Source organism: Streptomyces collinus Tu 365 (genome assembly GCF_000444875.1).
Classification (GTDB): Bacteria; Actinomycetota; Actinomycetes; order Streptomycetales; family Streptomycetaceae; genus Streptomyces; species Streptomyces collinus_A.
Genome location: NC_021985.1, coordinates 7802250 through 7826840 on the forward strand (window position 1 = coordinate 7802250; position 24591 = coordinate 7826840).

A 24591-nucleotide genomic window follows, 5' to 3' on the forward strand; every position below is an offset into this window, starting at 1 on the left:
GGCGCCGACCTCCGCCTTCGCCCGGCAGAGCTACTGGATCACCCCCGGGCCACGGTTCGACCAGGCGCAGGCCGAGGCGGCCGGGCTCGCCGGGACCGCTCAGGACGAGGTCACCGAGACGTGGCCCGAGCCCGCAGCGGCCGTACCGGCACCCCCGGCCGAGTCGGCGCCGGCACCGGCCGCGACGGCCGCCGGAGGCGACCCGGAGTCAGCTGTGCGCGACCACGTCCGCACCCTGCTCGCCGCGCACCTGGGCATGGCACCGGACCGTCTGCCGCCCGACCGGGTGCTGTCCGACGTCGGTGTGGACTCGCTGGGGCTGCGCCGCCTCAGCCGCCGTCTCGGCGCCACCTACGGCGTCGACATACCCGCCCGCATGTTCGGCGTCGGGCAGACCGTGCGCGCTCTGGCCCGGGCCGTGCACGACAAGTACGGACCGCTGCCCGCAACCGCCACACCCGAGCCGCCCCCCGCGCCGGTCACCTCCTCGGCCACCGCACCCGAGCCAACCTCTGTGCCGGTCGCCTCCTCTGCCGCCGCGCCCGCGCCGATCCCCGCGCCGGTCGCCCCTTCGGCCGCCGCGCCCGCGCCGGTCGCCTCCTCGGCCGCCGCGCCCGAGCCGCCCCCCGCGCCGGTCGCCGCCGACGCGGTCGGTGCCCTGCTGGCCGGGCTGCGCGACGGATCGGTCACGGTCGACGACGCGCTGGCCGAGCTGCGACAGGGGAACGTCCGATGAGCCGGGCACTGCGCGACGTCCTCGCCGCGGTCGCCGCCGGTGAGCTGCCCGACGAGATCGCCGAGTCGCTGCTGCGGGGCCTGTCCGATCCGGTGCCGGAGCCGGGGCCGTATCCGCTCAGTCGCGGCCAGGCGGCGCTCTGGGCGATCCACGCGAGCCGACCCGGCACCACCTCCTACAACCTGCCGCTCGGGCTGTGGCTGAACCAGGCGGTCGATCCGGACGTGCTCACCCGGGCCCTGATCGCCGTCGTGGAGCGGCAGCCGGGTCTGCGGATCGCCGTCCGACTGGACGGGACCACTCCGGTGCAGGAGATCACCGAACGCCCCGCCGAGGTGGTCCGGCTGGACCTCCGGCACGTCACCGACGGGGAGTTCGCCGCGCGCATCCGGCGGCTGGTGCACACTCCGTTCGACCTGGAGCAGGACCCCCTGCACCGGATGTGGCTGATCGCGGCACCCGGTGGCCGGACCCTGCTGCTCCTGGTGTTCCACCACATGATCACCGACGGGATCTCCAGCCACCTGCTGCTGCGCGACATCGTGGCCTGCCACGACGCACTGGCCCGTCGAGGTGTTCTGCCGCCGGTCGAGCAGGCCACCCCGTACCGCGAGTTCGTCCGTCGACAGCGGGAACTGCTCGACGGGCCGGAGGCCGAGACGCACCGCCGCTGGTGGCTCGACCGGCTGGCCGGAGCCTCCAGCGGTCCCGTCCTCGACGCGATCACCGATCGGCACCGGGTCGCCCCGCCCACCGCCGACACCGGCGCGATGGTGCAGTTCCGGCTGCCGGAGGAGACCTGGACGGCTGTCCGTCACGTCGCCGGCGCGGCCGGTCTGACCCCGTTCAGCGTGCTGCTGGGTGCCTTCGCCGCTCTGCTGCACCGGCACTCCGGCCACCGCGACATCAACGTCATGGTGCCGACCGACGGCCGGATCTCCGAGCGTTTCGACCGCACCGTGGGCTACCTGATCAACCCGGTGGTCGTGCGGGTCGACTGCGACCCGCAGCGCAGCCTCGCCGAGCTGATGAACGCCGTGCACGACCACATGGCGCAGGCCGAGGAACACAGCTCCTACCCGTTCGCCGCCGTGGTCGGTGACCTGCGCCGCGCCGGCGGCACCGCGGTCTCCTTCGACATCGGCTTCTACCTGCAACAGGGCGTGGGCGGCGATCAGGACATGGCCGCCGGGCAGACCGTCTTCGACGACGCCCTGGAGCTGACCCAGGAGGGTGAGAACCCGCTGGTCGTCGAGGTGGTGGTGCGCGGGTCCCAGGCGTTGGTCCATTTCAAGTACGACCGCGAGCTGTTCGACCCGGCCACGGCCGAGCGCCTGGCCGAGCACTACCGGATGCTGCTGGAGACCGTGGCCGCCGATCCCCGGCGGCCGATCGGCGATCTGCCCCTCACCACCGCGGCGGAACGCGCCCTCGTCGACCGGGCCAACGACACCCGTGCCGCCCGGCCCCGCGACGTGACCGCGGCCGGTTTGGTGCTGGCCCGCGCGGCGTCGGCCCCGGAGCGCGTCGCCGTGGTGGACGCCGACGGTGCCACCAGTTACGGCGAGCTGGCCCGGCGGGTGCACGCACTGGCGCGGACCCTCCGCGCATCCGGCGTGGGCCGTGGCGACCTGGTCGGGGTGCTGTCCGGCCGGCGAGCCGCCCTGATCGTGGCGATGCTGGCGGCGCACACCGCCGGCGCGGCCTACGTGCCGCTCGACCCGGACTTCCCGGCCGCCCGCCTCGCGCACATCTGCACCGACGCCGGCCTCGCCGCGGTCCTGGTCGACCCGGCGTACTGCGACCGCCTGCCGGCCGAGACACCGGGCGCCCGGATTCCGCTAGGTGACCCGGGCGACGCCGCCCCGGGCCCGCCGGTCGCCTGCCACGACGACGATCTCGCGTACGTGCTCTACACCTCCGGATCGACCGGCCGGCCCAAGGGTGTCGAGGTCACCCATGGCAACCTGGTCAACTTCCTCACCGCGATGGCGGAGCGGCCCGGGTGCGCCGAGGACGACGTGCTGCTCGCCGTCACCACGGCCGGGTTCGACATCGCAGGGCTCGAACTGCTGCTCCCGCTCACCCAGGGCGCGACCGTCCACATCGCGCCGGCCGAGACCACCCGGGACGGCTTCGCGCTGGCCGGCCTGCTCGACAGCAGCGGCGCGACCGTCGTGCAGGCCACCCCGGCCACCTGGCAGATGCTGCTCGCCGCCGGCTGGAGCGGACGGGTACCCCGGCTGCTGTGCGGCGGGGAGGCGCTGAGCGCCGAGCTGGCGGCCGAACTGATCGACCGCTCCGGTGAGTTGTGGAACATGTACGGCCCGACCGAGACCACGATCTGGTCCTCGGTACTGCGGGTACGCCGCGACCGGCCGATCACGGTCGGCACGCCGATCGCGAACACGACCTTCCACCTCGCCGGGCCGGACGGTGGCCCGGTCCCGTTCGGCGCCACCGGGGAACTGCTGATCGGCGGTGACGGCGTCGCCCGCGGCTACCGCGGCCGCCCCGAACTGAGCGCCGAGCGCTTCGTCGGGCAGGACGGGCAGCGGCGCTACCGCACCGGAGACCTGGCCCGGTGGACCGAGACCGGCGAGATGCTGCTGCTCGGCCGCGCCGACCGGCAGATCAAGCTGCGCGGGCACCGGATCGAGCCCGGCGAGATCGAGGCGGCGATCCGGCGTACCGGCGTGAGCGGCGAGGCGCGGGTGGTCCTGCGCGAGGAGCGGCCCGGGCACCAGCGCCTGGTCGCCTTCGTCGTCGCCGAGCCCGCGGAGGCCGCGGCGGCTGCCAGGCGGATCGAGGAGTGGCTTCCGGCGTACATGATCCCGTCCCGGACCGTGCCGATGACCGGCCTGCCGATGACCCCGAACGCCAAGATCGACGCGGTCCGGCTCGCCACCGGCTCCCTGGACGAACTGATCCGCGAGTTCGGTCACCCCGAGGCAGCGCCGGAGCCCCGGCCGCACGACGGCGGCCGGTTGCTGGCGACCCTGCGGGAGCTGACCGCGGGTGTCGCCGGGGTGGCGCCGGAGGACATCCCGGTGGACCGGCCGCTCGGCGAGGCGGGCTTCGACTCGGTCGGTTTCACCCGGCTCGCGATGGCGGTCCGCACCCGCTTCGGCGTGCCCGTCAGCCCCACGCTCTTCTACGCGCACCCCGCGCTCGCCTCGCTCGCGGCGCACCTGGGCGCGAACCGCCCGGACGCCTTCACCGAGGCCGAAGCCGTCCCGGACGCCTTCACCGAGACCGAAGCCGTCCCGGACACCTTCGCCGAGACCGAAGCCGAGCCCGAGCCGGCCCGCGCGGCGGCCACCGTCCGGGCCGGCGCGCCCGGGGAACCTCCCGAGACCCTCGGCTACCCGCCCGTGGCGATCATCGGCGTCGGCGCCCGCCTGCCGGCCTCCGGGTCACTGCAGGAGTTCTGGATCCACCTCGCCGAGGGCCGCGACCTCACCGCGCCGTACCCGCTGGAGCGAGGCTTCTCCGCCCGGGTGTTCCCGGAGCGCTTTCGGGGCTCGTTCGTGCGCGACGTCGACGCCTTCGACGCGGGGCGGTTCCGGATCTCGCCGCGCGAGGCGGCCCAGATGGATCCGCAGCACCGGCTCCTCCTGCACGCCGCGGACGAGGCCCTGCTCGACGCCGGACTCGTGCCCGCGACGCTGGTCGGCAGCCACACCGGGGTGTTCGTCGGTCTCAGCGGCGCCGACTATCTGAGCCTGCTGGGCCCGGGCTCGCCGGAGATGGACGATCACTTCCTGATCGGCAACGTCGCCTCGATCGCGGCCAACCGCATCTCCTACGTGTACGACCTGCACGGCCCCAGCGCGGTCTACGACACCGCCTGCTCCAGCTCCCTGGTGGCGATCCACCGCGCGGCCCGCGCCCTGCACCTCGGCGACTGCGATCTCGCCCTGGCCGGCGGCGCGAACCTGCTCCTGTCCCCGCACGGCTTCACCGGTCTGCGCCGCGCCGGAATGCTCAGTGCCGACGGGCGGTGCAAGACCTTCGACGAGCGCGCCGACGGCTACGGCCGCGGCGAGGGCGTGGTCCTGCTGGCGCTCAAACTGCTGGAGCGCGCGGTCGCCGACGGCGACCCGGTGCACGGCGTCCTGATCGGTTCGGCCGAGAACCACGGCGGCCACACCCACTCGCTCACCGTGCCCAACCCGCAGGCACAGCGCGACGTGCTGCTCGCGGCGCATCGGGCGGCGGCGGTGCCGCCCGACACCATCGGCTACATCGAGGCGCACGGCACCGGGACGCCGCTCGGCGACCCGATCGAGGTGGACGCGCTGCGGGAGGCGTTCGGGCAGCTCTACCGCGACTGGGGGCGGCCGGTCGTGGAGGGACGCACCGGGCTCGGCTCGGTCAAGTCCAACATCGGCCATCTCGAGGCCGCCGCCGGTGTCGCCGGGGTGGTCAAGGTGCTGCTGAGCATGCGGCACCGCCTGATGCCCGGCCTCGCCGGTCTCGGCACCCCCAACCCGATGATCGACCTGGCCGGCAGCCCGTTCCGGCTCCAGGCCGAGGCACAGCCCTGGGAGCCGCCGGACGGCGTGCCGGCACGCGCCGGCGTCAGCTCCTTCGGCATGGGTGGCAGCAACGTACACGTCGTCGTGGCGGAAGCGGAGAAGCACTGATGGGTAACAGCACCGAGGACCGTGCCGCCCGGCTGGTCGTCCTGTCGGCGGGCGGCCGCGACCAGCTCGACCGGTACCGTGCCGAGCTGGTCGGCTGGCTGCAGGCGCACCCGGAGGCGGCACTCGACCGCATCGAGAGCACCCTGCGCACCGGTCGCGAGGAACTGGCCGAACGACTCGCCGTGGTCGTGACCGGCGTCGCCGAGCTGACCGAGCGGCTGCGCGACGGCACCGGGGTGGTCACCGGCACCGCCGGGCCGGCCACCGGCGAGCCCGTCCAGGCCGCGGATCTCCACGAGGCCGCCCGACTCTGGGTCACGGGCACCCCGGTCCGCTGGCCGGAGCAGGCGAGCGGGCGCTCGGCCCGGCTGTCACTGCCGCAGCCGCAGCCGGTGACCCGCCGGTACTGGATCGAACCGCCCGCCGCCCTCACCGCCGATCCGGCCGAGCGGCTGCTCACCGGCGACGAGTTCTTCCTGCGTGACCACGCGCTGGGGCAGGTGCGCGTCCTGCCCGCCGTCGCGGCCCTGGAGTTCGCCGTCGACACCGCCGCCCGCGCCGGGCACGGGCGCGCCACCGGCGTCGACCACGTCCTCTGGGCCCGGCCGGTCCTGTTCACCGGCGAACCGGTCCGGGTACGGCTGCGGTTCGCGCCGGCCGCCGACGGTGTCGCCTACGAGCTGCGGCGCCTCGACGACACCCCGGACGGTGAGCTGTGCTCGACCGGAACCCTGCGGTTCGGCCCCACCGAGCCGGCCCCGTCCCTCGACCTGGCCGCGATACGCGCCCGTCTGCCACGGACGACCTCGGCGGACGACTGCTACGCGGTCTTCGCCGCGCTCGGCGGCGGGTACGGGCCCAGCCTGCGCGGACTGCGGTCCATGCGTTCCGTCCCCGGCGAGGCGCTGGCCGAGGTCGCCGTCCCCGACGCCGCGGACCTGCCGTTCGACGACTTCACCCTGCACCCGTCCCTGCTGGACGCCATGCTGCAGGCGGCGCTCTGGACCGCCGCCGACCCGTCCGCGCCCAGGCCCCGCGAACTGCCCTTCTCCATCGACCGGGTGGAGATCCTCGGCCCGCTGCCGGAACACGGGTACGCCCATGCCGTCGCCACCGGGACCGGCCACGACATCGCACTCGCCGACGCCGACGGCCGCATCGCCGTCCGTCTGCGCGGCGTGGTCACCCGCTCCGTCAAGGATCCGGCCGACCCGGTGGACACCCACCTGCTGGCGCAGCGCTGGCAGGACGCCCCCGTCCGCCGCGGCGCCCCCGCCACCGGCCGCAAGGTGATCCTGGAAGCCGGTGAGGACGGGTGCTTACCGGACTCCGGCCCACTCGTGGTGGTCCGCCTCGGTGACGACGACCCGCTGCCCAGCCTGGTCCGGCTCTTCCGGACCTGGGCCGCGCAGCCGAACCGGCAGCCCCTCCGCGTGCTGCACGTCTTCCGCCCGTCCGGCGCCGTCACCGACGCCCGCCTGCTGGCTCTGGACGGCATGGCGCGCAGCATCGCCAACGAGCACCCGGACTTCCGTGCCGCAGTGATCACGACCGACGGCGCCGACCCGCGAGCGGTCGCGGACGCCGAGGCCGCGGCGGACCACGAGTTCCGGGTCCGATACACCGCCGCCGGCCGGCAGGTGGCCCGATGGGAGCCGATCGCCCCCGCGCCGGCGCCGTTGACGCCGGAGGGGACGGTGCTGGTCACCGGCGGCGCCGGCGCGCTCGGCCGACACCTCGTCAGCCACCTGGGCCCGTCGGCCCGGTACGTGCTCACCGGCCGTTCCGCCGACGCCGACCTGACCGACCTGCGCGCCACCGGGCTCGACGTCCACTACCTGCCCTGCGACCTGGGTGCACCCGGCGCGGCCGAGCGGCTGGTCGAGCGCGTCCACCAGAGGTTCGGCCCGTTGCGCGGGGTGCTGCACCTGGCCGGGGTCACCCGTGACTCGTTCCTGCTGCGCAAGACCGACGAGGACATCGCCGCGGTGCTGGGGCCGAAGGTCGACGGCACGCTCGCACTGGACCGGGCCACGGCCGCGGACCCGCTCGACTTCTTCGTCTGCTTCTCCTCGATGTCCGGCGCGGGCAGCCCGGGCCAGGCCGACTACGCGTACGCGAACCGTTTCCTCGACGCGTTCGCGGCCTGGCGGCGCGGCAGCGACCGCCCCGGCCGCAGCCTCAGCGTGCTGTGGTCGCTGTGGGCCGACGGCGGCATCCGGATGGACGCCGACGACACCACACAGGCCCGCATCGCCCGCCGCGCCGGACTCCGGCCGCTGCCGACCGCGGACGCCCTGCGCGCCTGGGACCGGGCGCTGGGCCACGACGGCGATCACGTGCTCGTGGCGCACGGTGAGCTGGATCGCATCCGCGCCCTGCTCGACGCGCCGGCGCCGGAACCGGCCCCCGCACCGGAACCGGCGCCGAGGGCCGCCACCGGGTCGGCCACCGCGGCCGCCGAGGAGTTCCTGCGCGGCGTGCTGGCCGAGGTCCTCCAGTACCCGCAGGAGGAGATCGAGGCGGACACCGCGTTCGAGCAGTACGGCATCGACTCGCTGTTGATCATGGATCTGACCCGGCGGCTCGAGGACCACTTCGGATCACTGCCGAAGACCCTCTTCTTCGAATACCAGGAACTGCGCGGGCTCGCCGGCTGGTTCGCCGAGCACCACGGCGGCCGCCTCGCCGAACTCACACCGGCACCGGCTCCGGTGCCGGTGCCGGTGCAGGCGCCGGTCGTGGTGGCCACACCGGATGCCGCCCCGAGCGGCGAGCGTCCCGCGCCGCCCTCCGCGGACGCCCCGGAACCCGTCGCGATCATCGGCGTCGCGGCCCGGTTCGCCGAATCCGACACCCTCGACGAGTTCTGGGCGAACCTGCGAGCCGGCCGTGACCTGATCACCGAGATTCCGGCGGACCGCTGGGACTGGCGCGACTACGACGAGGCCACCCCGGCGGACCGCGCCGCCGAGTACAGCCGGTGGGGCAGCTTTCTGCGCGGTATCGACCGGTTCGACCCGCTCTTCTTCGGCATCTCCCCCCGAGAGGCGGAGATCATCGACCCTCAGGAGCGGCTGTTCCTGCAGACCGCCTGGCACGCCATGGAGGACGCCGGCCTCACCCGGGCCGACCTGCGCGCCCGCCGCGTCGGTGTGTACGCCGGCGCCATGTACGGCCTGTACCAGCTCCACGAGGCCGCCGACGGCCGAATCGGCGCGTCGTCGCACGCGTCCATCGCCAACCGGGTCTCGTACACCCTGGGCGTGACCGGCCCCAGCCTGGGTGTGGACACCATGTGCTCCTCGTCGCTGACGGCCATCCACCTCGCCGTGCGCGACCTGCGGTCCGGCGAGGCCGAAATGGCCCTCGCCGGGGGTGTCAACCTGCACGTCCACCCGTACAAGTACCAGTTCCTCGGCCAGGGCACCTTCACCTCCAGCGACGGCCGTTGCCGCAGCTTCGGCGCGGACGGCGACGGCTACGTGCCCGGCGAGGGCGTCGGCGCGGTGCTGCTCAAGCCCCTGTCGGCCGCCGTCCGCGACGGCGACCACATCCACGGCGTCATCCTGGGCAGCTCCGTCAACCACGGCGGCAGGACCAACGGCTTCACCGTGCCCAACCCGGTCGCCCAGAGCGACCTCGTCGAGCGTGCCCTGGCCGAGGCCGGGTGCTCCGCCGCCGCACTCGGCTACCTGGAGGCACACGGCACCGGCACCGCACTGGGCGACCCGGTGGAGGTCCGGGCCCTGGCCCGCGCGCTGGGCGCCTCCGGCCTGCCCCGGGGCAGCCTGCCGATCGGCTCGGTGAAATCCAACATAGGCCACCTCGAATCGGCCTCCGGCATGGCCGGGCTCTGCAAGGTGCTCCTGCAGATGCGGCACGGGGAACTGGTGCCGTCGCTGCATGCCGACCCGGTCAATCCGAACATCGACTTCGCCTCCACGCCACTGCGGGTGCAGACCGAGACGGCCCCGTGGCCGCGCCGGGACGGCCTGCCGCGCCGCGCGGGGATCAGTTCGTTCGGCGCGGGCGGAGCCAACGCCCATCTGGTCGTCGAGGAGTACGTTCCCGGGCCGGCGCCGGCTGCCGCACCGGGCCCCTGGCTCTTCCCGCTCTCCGCCCGCACCCCGGAGGGCCTGCGCGCGCTGGCCGAGCGGCTGGCCGACGCGGTGGACAACGGCCTCGCCGACCGGCTCGCCGACGTGGCGTACACGCTGCAGCACGGCCGCGAGGCCTGGGCCGACCGCATGGTGGTGCTCGCCTCCACGGCGGACGAGCTGGCCGGTCGGCTGCGCGCGGGCACCGGAACCGGCGTGTGGACGGGCAGCGTCCGCGGCCGTGCCGCCTCCCGCGCCGCCGCGCCGGCCGCCGCGGACCCGGCCGGCCTGGCTGCCGCCTGGACCTCCGGCGCGACCGTCGCCTGGCCCGGCACCGGGCGACGGCTGCCGTTGCCCGGCTACCCGTTCGAGGAGCTGCGCTGCTGGCTCACCGAGCGGATGTGGGCGCCGTCGCCGGCCGGCCCGGCCACGCATCCGCTGCTGGACGAGATCGTGCCGGCCGACAGCGTGGACGGCCTGACCTTCCGCACCGCCTTCGCCCCCGCGCATCCGCTGATAGACGGGCACCGCGTCGGCGACCTGCGCCTGCTCCCCGCCGCCGCGGTGCTGGAGATGGCCCGGGCCGCCGCCGCGCACGCCGGATACCCCGTGCCGGTCAGGCTGCGCGACGTTCGGTGGCTACGGCCGCTCGTGGTCACCGGGACCGTGGCCTCCGCCCGCACCCGGCTGCGCCGCGACGGCGCCGGCCTGGCCTTCACACTGCTCGGCGACACCGGCGACCAACTGGCCCAGGGCCTGGTCGAGGCACGGGCCGACGACGTGCCGGAGCCGGTACCCGTCGAGCGGATCCGGGCCGCCCTGCCGCACCGGCACGACGGCGCGGACCTCTACACCGACCTGGCCGGAGCCGGCCTGGTCTACGGCCCGGCGCTGCGTGCCGTCGAGTGGATCGCCTCCGGCACCGACGAGGCGCTGGCGAGTCTGCGCGTGCCCGCCGAAGCCGCCCGGTTCGCCGACTGCGCACTGCCACCCGCGCTCATCGACGGTGCCCTGCACACGTTCGCGGTGCTGCGCGATCGCGCCGGCGGCCCGATGGTGCCCTTCGCGCTCGCCGCCGCCGAGGTGGTCGGACCGCTGCCCGAGCATGTGTACGCCCATGTGCGCACCGTCGGCCCGGACCGGTACGACCTGACCCTGACCGACCCGGACGGCGGCGTTCTCGTCCTGCTGCGCGACCTGTGCCTGCGCCCGGCTCCCGCAGCGGGGACGTCCGACGCCGGGCCCGCCGTGACCGCCGTGACCGCCGGGCCCGCCGTGACCGAGCGGCCGGTGGATGACCTGATGTACCTGCCCCGCTGGTCCCCGGTCGCGGCCGAGCCGTTCACCGTGCCGTCGACCGCGCCCGGCTCGGACACCTGGCTGATCCGTCCGTCCTGCGCCGCGCCCCTCGCCGCCGCCCTCGCCACCCGGCTCGGCGGTTCCGTCACCGAGATCGAGCCCGAGCACTTCGTCGCACCGGCCGGGCGTCCCGGCCACGTGATCGTGCTGTCCGGCCCGGCGCAGGGGCGCACCGACGACCCCGCCGCCCTCGACCTCGCGCAGGAGCGCGGCGTCCTGGCCCTCTTCCGCGCAGCGAAGGCGCTGCAACGGTCCGGCGCACCCGTACGGCTGACGGTGGTCACCGAGGACGCGCTGAGTACCGGCACCGAACCGGTCCGCAACCCGTACGCGGCGAGCCTGCACGGACTGGCTCTGTCCCTGGCCCAGGAGCAGCCGCGCTGGCGGGTGGCCGTGGTCGACCGCTCCTCGGCCGACCCGATCTCCCCGGACGTCCTCGACGTGCCGGCCGGTGGCCCGTACGCCCTGCGCGCCGGCGTCCTGCACCGGCGGAGCCTGGTCCCCGCCGCCCCCACGACGACGCGCGAGGCGATACGCCACGGCGGTGTCTACCTGATTCTCGGCGGTGCCGGAGGACTCGGCCTGGAGCTCACCGAATGGCTGGTGCGCGGCTACCGGGCCAAGGTCGTGCTGGTGGGGCGCAGTGAACTCGACGCCGGCCGGCGCGACCGGCTGCGCCGCCTCGACCCGGCCGGCGCCCTCGTCTCGTACCGGCGGGCCGACGCCACCGACCCCGCGGCGCTGGCCGAGGTGGTCACGGCGGTCCGTGCCGAGCACGGGACGCTGCACGGGGTCGTGCACGCCACCATCGTGCTGCGCGACCAGACCGTCGCCACGATGACCGAGGACACCTTCCGGGCCGTGCTCGACGCCAAGACCCGCACGTCGGTGGCACTGCACCGCGCCCTGGTCGCCGCCGACGGGCTCGACTTCGTCCTGTTCTTCTCCTCGGCGGTGGCCCTGTCGGGCAGCGCCGGGCAGGCCAACTACGCCGCCGGATCGACGTTCGAGGACGCGTTCGCACACCATCTCGACGACGTGCTGGCCGCCCGCTCGGCCGTCGTCAACTGGGGCTACTGGGGCACCGTCGGCATCGTCGCCGACGACCGGCACCGCGAGCGCCTGGCCCGGACCGGGATCCACTCGATCACCCCGGCCGAGGGCATGGCAGCCGTGCACGACGTGCTGGGCCGCACCGATCGGCAGGTCGTCGTGATCAAGGCGACCGCCGAGGTGCTCGCCGCCGCCGGAGTCGAACGGCCCGCCGGTGAACGGTCCGACGACGAGCTGGCCCCCTCGGCGGCGGCGCTGCCGCCGGTCGCCCGGCTGTTGACCGAGACCGACCAGGCGCGTCTGGACGAGGTCGTGCTCGGCTGGCTGTGGGAACTGTTCCGGGGCGAAGGGGTGTTCCGGACGGTCGGCGAACGGTGGAGCGCCGACGAGCTGCGGCGGCGGCTGCGGATCGCCGACGGGCAGTCCCGCCTCTTCGCCGAACTGCTGCGCGTGCTCACCGTCGCCGGTTTCCTGCGCGACGACGGCAGCGCGCTGATCGCCACGGACCGCCGGGCTCCCACCGACCCGGAGAACGAACTGGTCGTGCTCTGCGAGGGGCAACCCGCGCTGAACCGCATCGACCGGCTGCTGAGGCCCTGCATGCACCAGCTGTTCGGGGTGCTCCGCGGCACCGTCCGCGCGACCGAGGTGATGTTCCCCGGCGGATCCACGGAGCTGGTGGAGGGCGCCTACCGGGGCAGCCCGGTGGTCGACCGCGCCAACGAACTCGTGGTCGCCGCCGTGCTGGACCGGGTGGGCCGGCTCGGCGGACCGGTGACGGTCGTCGAGGTCGGCGCCGGAACCGGCGGCACCACCGCGAGCCTGCTGCCCGCGCTGGCCGCCACCGGCGTGGAACTGACGTACGTCTACACCGACATCTCGCCCGCCTTCCTGCAGCACGGCCGACAGCGGTTCGCCGAGCGCTACCCGATGGTGCGCTTCCAGCAGCTCGACATCTCCGGCGACCCCCTCGCGCAGGGCTTCCCGCCCGGCGGCGCGGACGTCGTGGTCGCGGCGAACGTCCTGCACGCCACCCCGGACCTGCCGCACACCCTGCGCGCGGTCGCGCTGCTGCTCAAATCCGGTGGGCACCTGGTGCTCAACGAGGCCACCAGCAACGTCGTCACCGCCACGCTCACCTTCGGTCTGCTCGACGGCTGGTGGCTGCACCGCGACACCGGCCTGCGTCTGCCCGGTTCGCCGCTGCTGTCCGGACGCGGCTGGCGCGCCGCGCTCGACCTGGCCGGATTCACCCGCAGCCGGGCTCTGCCCGCCGACGAGGGGCTCACGCAGCACGTCGTCGTCGCGGAGAGCGGGCCGGCCGGGCCGGCTGCCGTCACCGCACCCACGGCGCAGCCGGCGCCGCCACCAGCGGCCGAACCGGCGCCCGAGCCGCGTACCGGCGGCGGGGGCCGGCTCGTCGAAGCCGCCCGCGACTACGTCAAGGACGCGTTCGTGCAGGTACTCGAGGTGCCCCGGGACCGGCTGTGGCTGGACGAGACGTACGAGAACTTCGGGGTCGACTCGCTCACCGTGCCCCGCATCGCCGACCTGCTCGCCGAGCGCATGGGCGACCTGCCGCCCACTCTGCTGTTCGAACACCCCACCATCCGCGAGGTCGCCGACCACCTGGTCGAGCGGTATCCGGACCGGGTGCGGGCCCTGCTGCCCGACCAGCCCCGGCCCGCGCCGGCCCAGGCCACCGAGCCCGCGCCGGCCCAGGCCACCGAGCCCGCGCCGGCCCAGGTCACCGAGCCCGCGCCGGCCCAGGTCACCGAGCCCGCCGGACGGCCGGCAAAGACGGCACCGGCCGCGGACACCCGGATCGCCGTCATCGGCGTGGCCGGCCGCTACCCGCTCGCCGACGACGTCGACGCGTTCTGGACCAATCTGCGAACCGGGCTGGACTGCATCCGCGAGGTGCCGGCCGAGCGCTGGGATCCGCGGACGGAGCCCGGGGCGAACGGCACACCGGTCAGCCGGTGGGGCGGCTTCCTCGACCGCATCGACGAGTTCGACCCGCGGTTCTTCCAGATGTCGATGCACGAAGCCGAGCTGACGGACCCGCAGGAGCGGCTGTTCCTGCAGACCGCCTGGCACACCCTCGAGGACGCCGGCTACCCCCGGACCCGGCTCCGGGGCAGCCGCGTCGGCGTCTACGTCGGCGTCATGTACGGCCACTACCAGCTCTTCGAGGACGAGCGCGGCCTGGCCGGCGGGATGGGCTACGCGTCGATCGCCAACCGGGTCTCGTACGCGCTCGACCTGCACGGCCCGAGCCTGGCGGTCGACACCATGTGCTCGTCGTCGCTGACCGCCATCCACCTGGCCTGCGAGGCGCTGGCCGCCGGAGGCGTGGACTACGCGCTCGCAGGCGGCGTCAACCTCACCCCGCACCCACGCAAGTACCGGCAGCTCGCGGCCGGCGGGTTCACCGGCGAGAGCGGCCGGTGCCGCAGCTTCGCGGCCGGCGGCGACGGCATGGTCCCCGGCGAGGGGGTCGGCGCGGTCCTGCTCAAGCCGCTGGCCGCGGCCGAGCGCGACGGCGACCGCATCCTCGGCGTGATCCTCGGCAGCGCGGTCAACCACGGCGGCAAGACCGGCGGGTACGCGGTGCCCAGTCCCGGCGCCCAGAGCGAGGTCGTCACGAGCGCGCTGCGGGCCGCCGGCGTCGAACCGGCCGACGTGTCGTACGTGGAGGCGCACGGCACCGGTACGGCGCTGGGCGACCCGGCCGAGGTCGCCGGACTGGCCCGGGCGTTCGGCGACCGCCCGGCCGGCTCGATCGCCATCGGCTCCGTCAAGTCGTCCATCGGGCACCTGGAGTCGGCGGCGGGCATCGCCGCCCTGACCAAGGTGCTGTTGCAGATGCGCGCCGGGGAGCTGACGCCGTCACTGCACGCCGAGCAGCTGAACCCGGCCGTCGACTGGGCGAACGTCCCGTTCCGCGTCCAGCGGGAGGCGGCGCCGTGGACGGGCCCGCGACCGTTGCGCGCCGGCGTCAGCGCCTTCGGCGCCGGTGGCTCCAACGCCCATCTGGTCGTCGAGCAGTACCGGGCCGAGCCACGGCCCGGCGTCGTGCCGATGCCGGCCGTGTTCCCGTTCTCGGGGCGCGACGCGCAGGCGCTGCGCCGCATCGTCGAGCGGATGCTCAGCCGCCTGCGGGAGCTGGGCGCGACCGGCCTGCGCGGTGAGCCGGGCGCGACCGGCCTGGCGGAGATCGCCGCGGCCGCCGGGCTGCCGGTCGGCGCCGTCGACGAGCCGCTCGACGAGCTCGGCCTGGACCCGGCCACGATCATGCGGCTGGCAGGGCGGGAGACCGCCCTGCACCAAGGCGCCGTGCACAGCGGATCGACGCTGCGACAGCTCGCCGCGGCCCCGCCGGACGCGGCGGACATCGACCTCGGCCGCCTGTCCTACACGCTGCAGATCGGGCGGGAGGCGATGGCACACCGGCTCGCCGTGGTCGCCCACCGGACGGACGAGCTGATCGAGCAGCTCGACGCCTTCCTCGCCGGGCGGCCCGCGGGCTGGACCGGCGTGGTGACCACGGAGCCGGGCGACCCGGTCGCGCCGAGCGCGGATCCGCGCGACAACGCCCGCCGCTGGGTGCAGGGCGAGGTGATCGACTGGGCGGGCACGGCCGGCAGCGCGCCGGAACCGCTGCCACTGCCCGGCTACCCGTTCGAGCCGGTCCGCTGCTGGATCCGTTCCGCGGCCCCGCGGGCCGCCACGCCGACGCCCACCCGGCCGGCCGGCTCCTCCGGCCCCGCGCTGACCACCGTGCTGCGGCTGGTCAGCGGGGTCACCGGCTACCCGATGACGGAGCTGGACCCGGCCGCCTCGTTCCACGACCACGGCCTGGACTCGCTGGCGCTGCTGAGGCTGGCCGGTGACGTCTCCGCGGCGTTCGACCTACCGGTCGGCCCGGACCAGCTGCTGGCCACGCCGACGGCCGCGGCCCTGGCCGACTGGCTCGCCCGCGAACACCCGCAGGGCGCGCCCGCGCGACCCGCGGAGCCGGAACCGGACGACCCGGTGGTGATCGTCGGCATGGCCGGGACGCTGCCCGGCTCCGCCGACCTGGACGAGTTCTGGGCCGCCCTGGAACGCGGTGGCGACCTGTTCACCGAGGTACCGGCCGACCGGTGGGACGCACGGGAGCATCACGGCGACCCGGCCGCGCACCCGGAACGCACCCGGGTGACCCGGGCCGGCTTCATCGGCGGCATCGACCGGTTCGACCCGCTGTTCTTCGGTATCTCCCCGCGCGAAGCCCGCTGGATGGACCCGCGCCAGCGGCTGCTGATGCGTACGGTGTGGGCCGCGCTGGAGGACGCGGGTATGGACCCGGGTGCTCTGGCCGGCAGCGACACCGGGCTCTTCGTCGGCGTCGGCTCCGGCGAGTACGCCGAACTCGTCCAGCGCTCCGGCGCCGCCACCGACGCCTACTCGTCGACCGGCCTGGCCCCGTCGATGCTGGCCAACCGCATCTCGTACCAGCTCGACCTGCACGGTCCCAGCGAACCCGTGGACACCGCCTGCTCCAGCTCGCTCGTCGCGCTGCACCGGGCGGCGGAGGCGCTGCGCCTCGGACGGTGCGGCACGGTCATCGTCGGCGGCGTCAGCCTGATGCTGTCCCCGGTCACCTTCGCCTCACTGGAACGGGCGGGGATGCTCAGCGAGGACGGCGTGGGCCGGGCCTTCGACGCCGACGCGTCCGGTTACGTACGCGGCGAGGGGGTCGGCGCCGTCGTCCTCAAGCGGCTCAGCCGGGCGCGCGCCGACGGCAACCCGATCCTGGCCGTACTGCGCGGCACCGCGGTCAACCACGGCGGCCGAGCCAATTCGCTGACCGCGCCGAGCCCGCGCGCACAGGCAGACGTGATCCGGCGGGCGCACCGGGAGGCGGCGGTCGACCCGGCGACGATCGGCTACCTGGAGACGCACGGCACCGGCACGGTCATCGGTGACCCCGCCGAGACCAACGGGCTGCGCGAGGCGTTCGCCGACCTCTACCAGGACTGGGGACACGACGCGCCGGCCCGGCCGCACTGCGCGCTCGGCGCGCTGAAGAACACCATCGGCCATCTCGAACCAGCCGCCGGCATCGCCGCGGTGCTGCGCGTGCTGCTGTCGATGCGGCACGGCCGGATCACCGGCGACCCGCACGGGCCGCGGCCGAACCCGCATCTGGGCCTGGAGGGCACCCCGTTCGAACTCGCGACCGGGCCGCGGGAGTGGGCGCCGCCCGCGCCCGGGGTGCCACGCAGGGCCGGGGTGAGCGCCTTCGGGTACGGCGGAGCCAACGCGCACGTCGTACTCGAGGAGTACCCGGCCGAGGAGCCGGTTCCGGCGCCGGGACCGGTCGTGTTCGTCCTGTCCGCCCGGGACCCCGAACGGCTGCGGGCGTACGCGCGGTCCTTCGCCGACCGGCCGGACCGCTGGGCGCACGACCTGGCGAGCACCGCGTACACGTTGCAGGTCGGGCGCGGGGCGTACCCCGAGCGGCTGGCGTTCGTCACCGACTCCGCCGAGCACGCCGTCGCGACGCTACGGCGTTTCCTCGCCGGTGACACCGCGGGCATCCACACCGGTCGGGTCGAGCGGGACGCGGACCGCACGCCCTGCGACGGCCGCGGTGACGACGAGACGGCGGCCGCCTGGACCCGGGGCGCACAGGTGGACTGGCATCGCCGCTGGGCCGCCCCGCCCCGCCGGCGGTCGCTGCCGACCTACCCGTTCGCGCAGGAACGGCACTGGTTCACCGATGGCACGACTGCCCGTCCGGTCAGCTGCTTCACGGCGACCTGGCAGGACGAGCCGGTCCCGGCGGCCGGCGAGCACCCGGGCCGGGTACTGGTCCTGGGCGATCTGCCGGTGCCCGGCGCCGTGCACGTGCGCGCCGGCACGGAGTACCGCGACGAGGGCCCGGTGATCACCATCCGGCCCGGCGAGCAGGACGACTACGCGCGGCTGCTCGCCGAGACGCCCGCCCGGATCGTCCACCAGTGGCCGCTGCTCGCGCCCGGCCGCGACGACCTGGGACTCGAGGCGATGTTCCGGATCGCGAAGGAGCTGACGGCCGGCGCCGCCCGCACCCCGGTCCGGATCCAGGCGCTGGTGCCGGAGGACGCGCTCGCCGAGGCGTGGGGCGGGTTCGACGCGTCGTTGCGGGCCGCGCTGCCGGGAACGACGTTCGGCGTCGTCCGGGTCGACGGTGCGGGCGACACCGGCGAGCTGCTCGCCGAGATCGCCGCGCACCGGCTGTCGGGCCCGGCCGTGCGGCTGTCGCCGTCGGGCCGGTCGGTGCGGGTGCTCAGCGAGATACCCGCCCGTCCGGTGCTGCCCTCACCGCTGCGTGACGGCGGCGTCTATCTGATCACCGGTGGCCTCGGCGGGCTGGGTGTGCTGCTGGCCCGAACGCTGCTGTCACGTGGCGCCCGGGTGGCGCTGACCGGTCGCTCGCCGGCCGCCGAACGGGCCGAGCAGCTGGCGGAGCTGCGCGCGCACGGCACCGTCGCGTACTACCGGGCGGCCGTGGAGGACCGCGACGCGATGACCCGCGTGGTGGCCGAGGTGATCGCCGACCTGGGCGGCCTCGACGGGCTGTTCCACCTGGCCGGCACCGCGTCGCGCAACCCGCTTCCCGGCAAGGACGTCGACGAGCTGCGGGCGCACCTGCGCGCCCGGATCACCGGAACCAGGGTTCTCGACGAGGTCACCCGCGACCTGCCGCTGGACCTGTTCGTGCTCTACTCCTCGCTGGCCGGGCAGCTCGGTGACTACGGCCTGGTGGACTACGCGGTCGGCGCTCGCTACCTCGACGGGTTCGCGGACTTCCGGGAGCGGGAGCGTCTCGCCGGCCGCCGCCACGGCCGTACCGTGTCGGTGGACTGGCCGATGTGGCGTGCCGGCGGCATGCACGTGGACACCGACGACGAGCGCCGCTACCTGGCCGGTACCGGCTTCCGCTACCTGGAGACGGCCGAGGGCGAGCAGGTGCTCGACCTGGTGCTGCGCCTGGACCGCCCGCAGGTGGCCGTCCTGCCCGGTGACCCGGCCCGGATGCGCGACCTGGTCGCCGGGATGCGTCTGCGCGACGACGGCGTACCGGCCCTCCCGGCGCCGCCGCCGACCCCCGCGCCGGCCGTCGCCGTCTCCCCGGAACTCCCCACCCAGCTGCGGGAGCTGATCGGCGGGATCCTCGGGATCGCCCCGTCCGCTCTCGACCCCGACGCCGGCTTCGGCGAGTACGGCCTGGACTCCTTCGGCCTGCAGAACCTGGCCGCGGCACTGGCCGCCCGTTACGACGTGACCGTGCCGACGACGACGCTGTTCGGCGCCAACACGGTCACCAAGCTCGCCGCGCACCTGGCGGCCGAGCTGCCTCCGGCCCCGGTGGCCAAGCGGACCGAGCCCGGCCCCGCGTCGTCCGAGCCCGGCCCCGCGTCGTCCGAGTCCGCGCCCGCACCGGTGTCCGTGCCGCACGGCGTGCCCGCGCCCGCACCGGTGTCCGTGCCGCACGGCGTGCCCGCGCCCGCGAGCGGCTCGTCGTCCGCCGCTCCGGCCGGTCATGAGCCGATCGCCATCATCGGCCTGGCCGGGCGGCTGCCCGGCGCGGACGACCTCGAACAGTTCTGGCAGCACCTCGCCGACGGCCGGGACCTGATCACCGAGACGCCCGCCGACCGATGGGACTGGCGGGAGGTCGCCCGCCGCTTCGGCGGCACCGCCCGCTGGGGTGGCTTCCTGACAGGCGTGGACCTCTTCGACCCGCTGTTCTTCCGTATCTCACCGGCCGAGGCGCAGGCCATGGACCCGCAGCACCGCCTCTTCCTGGAGCACACCTGGGGCGCGCTGGAGGACGCCGGGTGCCGCCCGGACCGGCTCGCGGGCGGCCGGGTGTGCGTCTTCGCCGGGGTGCAGTTCGCCGACTACGAGTCGATGGTGCTGCGCGGCGAGCACGTCAACGCTCACGCCGGCACCGGTCTGGCCCGCACCATGCTGGCCAACCGCATCTCGTACCTGCTCGACCTGCGGGGCCCGAGCGAGAGCGTCGACACGGCCTGCTCCAGCTCGCTGGTCGCCCTGCACCGTGCCGTGCGGTCGCTGCGCGCGGGGGAGAGCGACCTCGCCATCGCCGGTGGGGTGAGCCTCGTGCTGTCCCCGCAGACCGTGGTCGCCGGCAACCAGCTCGGCGTGCTCGCGCCCGACGGCCGGTGCAAGGCGCTCGACGAGAGCGCCGACGGGTACGTCAAGGGCGAGGGGGTCGGCGTCGTCGTGCTCAAGACGCTGTCGCGGGCCCTCGCCGACGGCGACCGGGTGCACGCGGTGATCCGCGGCAGCGCCGTCAACCACGGCGGCCGCGCGTCGTCGCTCACCTCGCCGAACCCGCTCGCGCAGGCGGATCTGCTGGTCGAGGCGTACGGGGACGCGGACGTGCCGATCGAGACGGTGTCCTACGTCGAGCTGCACGGCACCGGCACCGCCCTGGGCGACCCGGTCGAGATCGACGGCCTGGTCCGCGCCCATCGCGCGCTGGCCGCCGGGCCGCCGGTCACCTGCGGCATCGGCACGGTCAAGAGCAACATCGGGCACCTGGAGCCCGCGGCGGGCATCGCCGGCGTGATCAAGGTGGTGCTGGCGATGCGGCACCGGCAGCTGCCGCCGACCCTGCACCTGTCGCGGCTCAACCCGCTGATCGACCTGGACGGCACTCCCTTCGAGCCGGTCCGCGAGACCCGGCCGTGGACACCGAGCGACGCCGACGGCACGACCGTGCCACTGCGCGCCGGGGTCAGTTCCTTCGGCTTCGGCGGGGTCAACGCCCATGTCGTCCTGGAAGAGCCGCCCGTGACGTCCGTGCCCGTGGACTCCACGGGGCCGGAGATCTTCGTGCTGTCGGCGCGGGACGAGGCCGCCCTGCACCGGTACGCCCGGGCACACCTGGCATTCCTCGGCGACCGGCAGCCCGCGCTCTCCTCTCTCGCCCACACCTCGCAGGTGGGCCGGGTTCCGATGCCGGTGCGCCTGGCCCTGGTCGTCAGGTCCGTGGCCGAACTGCGGGACCGGCTGGCCGCCTTCCTGGCCGGTGACATCGAGGCGACCACCGCGACCGGCGACCACGACTGGCTCACCGAGCCGGAGGGCGTCAGCTACCTGCGCCGGCTGGCCCGGGAAGGGCGGCTCGATCGGATCGCCCGCCTCTGGCAGGCCGGCGCGGCCGTGGACTGGGCCGCGCTGCGCACCGATCGGCCCGCCCTGACGTCCATGCCGACGTACCCGTTCGCCCGGGAACGGCACTGGCTGGCGAGCCCGTCCGCCGCGCCGCCGGAGCACGAGGCGCGACGCCTGCTGGCCAAGGAGTGGGAACCGGCGCCGGCGGCGTCGGGGCCGGCGCCGACCGCGCCGGTGGTCCTGGTCCGGGCCGAGACCGAGGCGCTGGCGACGGCGGCGTTCGGTGACACGGCCCGAGTGGTCCGCCTGGACGACACGGACGAGGAGACGGGGCTGCGGGCGGCCGCGTCGATCGGCCGGGCGCCGGTCGTGATCGACCTCGTCGACCTGTCCGCGGTGCCGGTGCCCGACGTACGCGTCGACTGGGCCCGCATCGTGCTGGCCCGTGAGCTGATCGCGACGAACCGAACCGCCGGCTTCGCCTATCTGCACCTGACCCGAGGACTGGTGTCCTTCCGCGCGCACAGCCCGACGCTGCGAGGAGCGGCGTTCGCGGGACTGGTCCGGATGCTCTCCGCCGAGTACCGCGGGGTGTTCGCCCGCACCGTCGACGTCGACTTCACGGACCCGGACGCGCTGCGCGACGTGGCCGGCGCGGAGCTGGCGGCGACCGACCCGGTCACCGAGGTGTGCGTGCGTGACGGCGTCCGGTACACGCCGACGCTGCGTCCCACCGGCTGCGCCACGGCACCCGCCCGGTGGTCGGACGATCTGGCCGGGCGGCCGGTGGTGATCACCGGCGGCACCGGCGCGCTCGGCCGTCTGCTGGCCGCGGAACTCGTCGAGCGGGGAGCAAACCGGCTGGTACTGCTCGGCCAGTCCCCGCTGCCCGCCCGCGACAACTGGGCGGAGCTGATGGCCGCACCCGACACCGATCCGGCGCTGGCGGCCCGACTGCGCGACCTCAGCGCGCTGGAACGCGCCGGGGTGCGCCTGGTGATCGAGAGCATCCCCCTCGAGCGCGCCCGGGAGGTACTGGACCGGATCCGGCGGGAGTGGGGACCGATCGCCGGGATCGTGCACTGCGCCGGTCTCGGCGTGATGACCGACCCGGCTTTCATCGGCAAACGCACCGCCGACATGCGGCGGGTGGTGGAACCGAAGACCACGGGCCTGCAGGCGCTCCTGGACGCGTGCGGCGACGACCCGCTGCGCTTCGTGGTGCTGTACTCGTCGATCGCCGGTCAGGTGCCCGCGCTGGCGGCAGGGATGAGCGACTACGCGCTGGCCAACTCGGTGCTGGACCGGGTGGCCGAGTACCGGAACGCCACCGGCGCCGACACGCCGGTCTTCCGGTCGGTGCAGTGGCCGAGCTGGCAGGCGGCCGGCATGCCGGAGGTGGACACCCCTGTCTACCGGGAACTGGGGCTGCGGACGCTGCGCCCGCAGGACGGCGTGGCGCTGCTGGACGCGGCGCTGGCGGGACCCGACCCGGTCGTGCTGCCGTGCCTGGTGGACACCACCCGGTTCGACGCCCGGGCCTTGTTGGAGGTTGCCGTGCCCGGGAGTTCTGTGCCCGGGACTTCCGCGCCGGGGACTCCCGTGCCCGGGGCGTCCGGGCCCGGGACTTCCGCGCCGGGGACTCCCGCGCCCAGGGCGTCCGGGCCCGGGACTTCCGCGCTCGAAACCACCGATCCCGGGACTTCGGTGCCCGGGCACCCCGCGCCAGGGGCCTTGGCGCCGGTCGCCGCCGCGGACCCGCCCACGGCTCACGGGAGGCGGACCGGTGACGGCGTGCGGAGGCTCACCGAGGTCTTCGCGACGACGCTGCGGCTGGACGCCGCCCAGATCCGGCCCGACGCCGACTTCGCCGACCTCGGTGTGGACTCCATCATGATCGTCCAACTGCTCGCCGCGCTGGAACGTGACCTCGGGGTGGTCGCCGAACCCTCGGCGCTGCTGGAGAACCCGACCATCGCCCGGCTGGCCGCCGCCCTCGACGACCGGCTGCCGGAGCAGCCTGCGCCCGGGAAGCCGGAGCCGGTGCGCGCGCCGCAGCCGCGACCCGCCCAGGTGAGAGGGCCGGAGCGGGGAATCGCGGTGGTGGGCATTGCCGCCCACTTCCCCGGAGCGCCCGACCACGCCACGTTCTGGCGCAACCTCGTCGGCGGCGTGGACTCGGTGACCGAGGTGCCGCCGTCGCGCTGGGATGCCGATCGCTTCTGGCACCCCGCCCCGCAGCCCGGCAGAACCGTCAGCAAGTGGGGCGGATTCCTGGACGGCATCGAGGACTTCGACCCGGACTACTTCCGGCTCGACCCGGCCGGGGCCGCCCACGTCGACCCGCTGGTGCGGCAGTTCCTGGAGGCCGGGGCGGAGTGCCTGGCCGACGCGGGCCTGACGCCCGCCGAAGTGGCCGGTCGCCGGGTCGGGGTCTTCGCCGGCGCCCGGGCGGCGAACTTCGGCGCGCACCATGCCGCCGCGACGACCCACTCGATCAGCGGCATGGCGCAGAACTTCATCGCCGCCCACCTCTCGCACTACCTCGACGTGCGCGGCCCCGCCGTCGTCGTCGACAGCGCCTGCTCCTCGGCGCTGGTCGCGGTGCACCTGGCCGCGCAGAGCCTGCGCACCGGCGAGTCCGACCTGGTGATCGCCGGCGGCGTCGAGATCCTGCTCGACGAGGTGCCGTTCGTCGGCATGAGCGGCGCGGGGGCGCTGTCACCGAGCGGCCGGTGCCACACCTTCGACGAGCGCGCCGACGGCATCGTCCTCGGCGAGGGCGTCGGCGCCCTGCTGCTCAAGCGGGCCGAGGACGCGATCCGCGACGGCGACCGGGTGTACGCGGTGATCGAGGGCAGCGCCGTCAACAACGACGGCCGCACCATGGGCATCACCACGCCGAACCCGAGGGCGCAGCGCGAGGTCGTCGAGTCCGCACTCGCCGCGGCCGAGGTGTCACCGGTGCAGCTCGGCTACGTCGAGGCGCACGGTACCGGCACCATGATCGGTGACCCGATGGAGCTGAAGGCGCTCACCGAGGTCCTGCGCGGCGCCACCGACGAGGTCGGCTTCTGCGGTGTGGGCAGTGTGAAGACCAACATCGGGCACACGCTCAGCGCGGCCGGGATCGCCGGCCTGATCAAGGTGGTGCTGTCGGTGCACCACGGGCAACTGCCGCCCACCTTGCACTGCGCGACGCTCAACCGGCGCTTCGAGTTCGACCGGTCGCCGCTGTTCCCGGTCCGTGAGCTGCGGGACTGGACCGGGCGGGACGGCGTACGCCGGGCCGGAGTCAGCTCGTTCGGCTTCGGCGGCACCAACGCCCACATGGTGGTGCGCCAGGCCCCGGACGGCCATGTCCCGCTGCGTGAACCGCTGGATCCGCCGCGCTACCGACGGCGCCGGTTCTGGTTCGACGTCCCGGTACCGGCCTCCGCAGGAGCCAACGGGCGCCACGACGGCCCGACGCCGCCGGCGCCGTTCTTCCAGATCCAGTTCTGATGCGCGGGGA

3 protein-coding genes (1 of these 3 cut by a window edge) are annotated in these 24591 nt (G+C 75.0%); all 3 read left to right on the forward strand.

All coding sequences use genetic code 11. From position 1 onward, the window contains the following. Tightly spaced (each overlapping or abutting the next), the 3 genes in view from B446_RS39365 to B446_RS33715 form a layout consistent with a single transcriptional unit that may run on beyond the window. Positions 1–736: the 3' portion of an SDR family NAD(P)-dependent oxidoreductase gene (locus B446_RS39365; protein WP_020937656.1), read on the forward strand. 12419 nt of this gene lie to the left of the window's left edge; the window shows 736 of its 13155 coding nt (coding positions 12420–13155); its start codon lies off the left edge, out of view; it ends in the stop codon at positions 734–736. Then, positions 733–5385: a non-ribosomal peptide synthetase gene (locus B446_RS33710; protein WP_020937655.1), complete on the forward strand. Its 4653-nt coding sequence runs from the start codon at positions 733–735 to the stop codon at positions 5383–5385. The genes B446_RS39365 and B446_RS33710 overlap by 4 nt, the downstream gene beginning before the upstream one ends. Then, positions 5385–24581 carry an SDR family NAD(P)-dependent oxidoreductase gene (locus B446_RS33715; RefSeq protein WP_020937654.1) on the forward strand — a complete coding sequence of 6399 codons (19197 nt, stop codon included), beginning with the start codon at positions 5385–5387 and terminating at the stop codon, positions 24579–24581. The genes B446_RS33710 and B446_RS33715 overlap by 1 nt, the downstream gene beginning before the upstream one ends. Positions 24582–24591: the final 10 nt, after the last annotated feature.

Excerpts from the sequence above, each read along its gene's own strand:
- B446_RS33715 (WP_020937654.1), top strand. The coding sequence starts at position 5,385 with ATGGGTAACAGCACCGAGGACCGTGCCGCCCGGCTGGTCGTCCTGTCG.
- B446_RS33710 (WP_020937655.1), top strand. The coding sequence starts at position 733 with ATGAGCCGGGCACTGCGCGACGTCCTCGCCGCGGTCGCCGCCGGTGAG.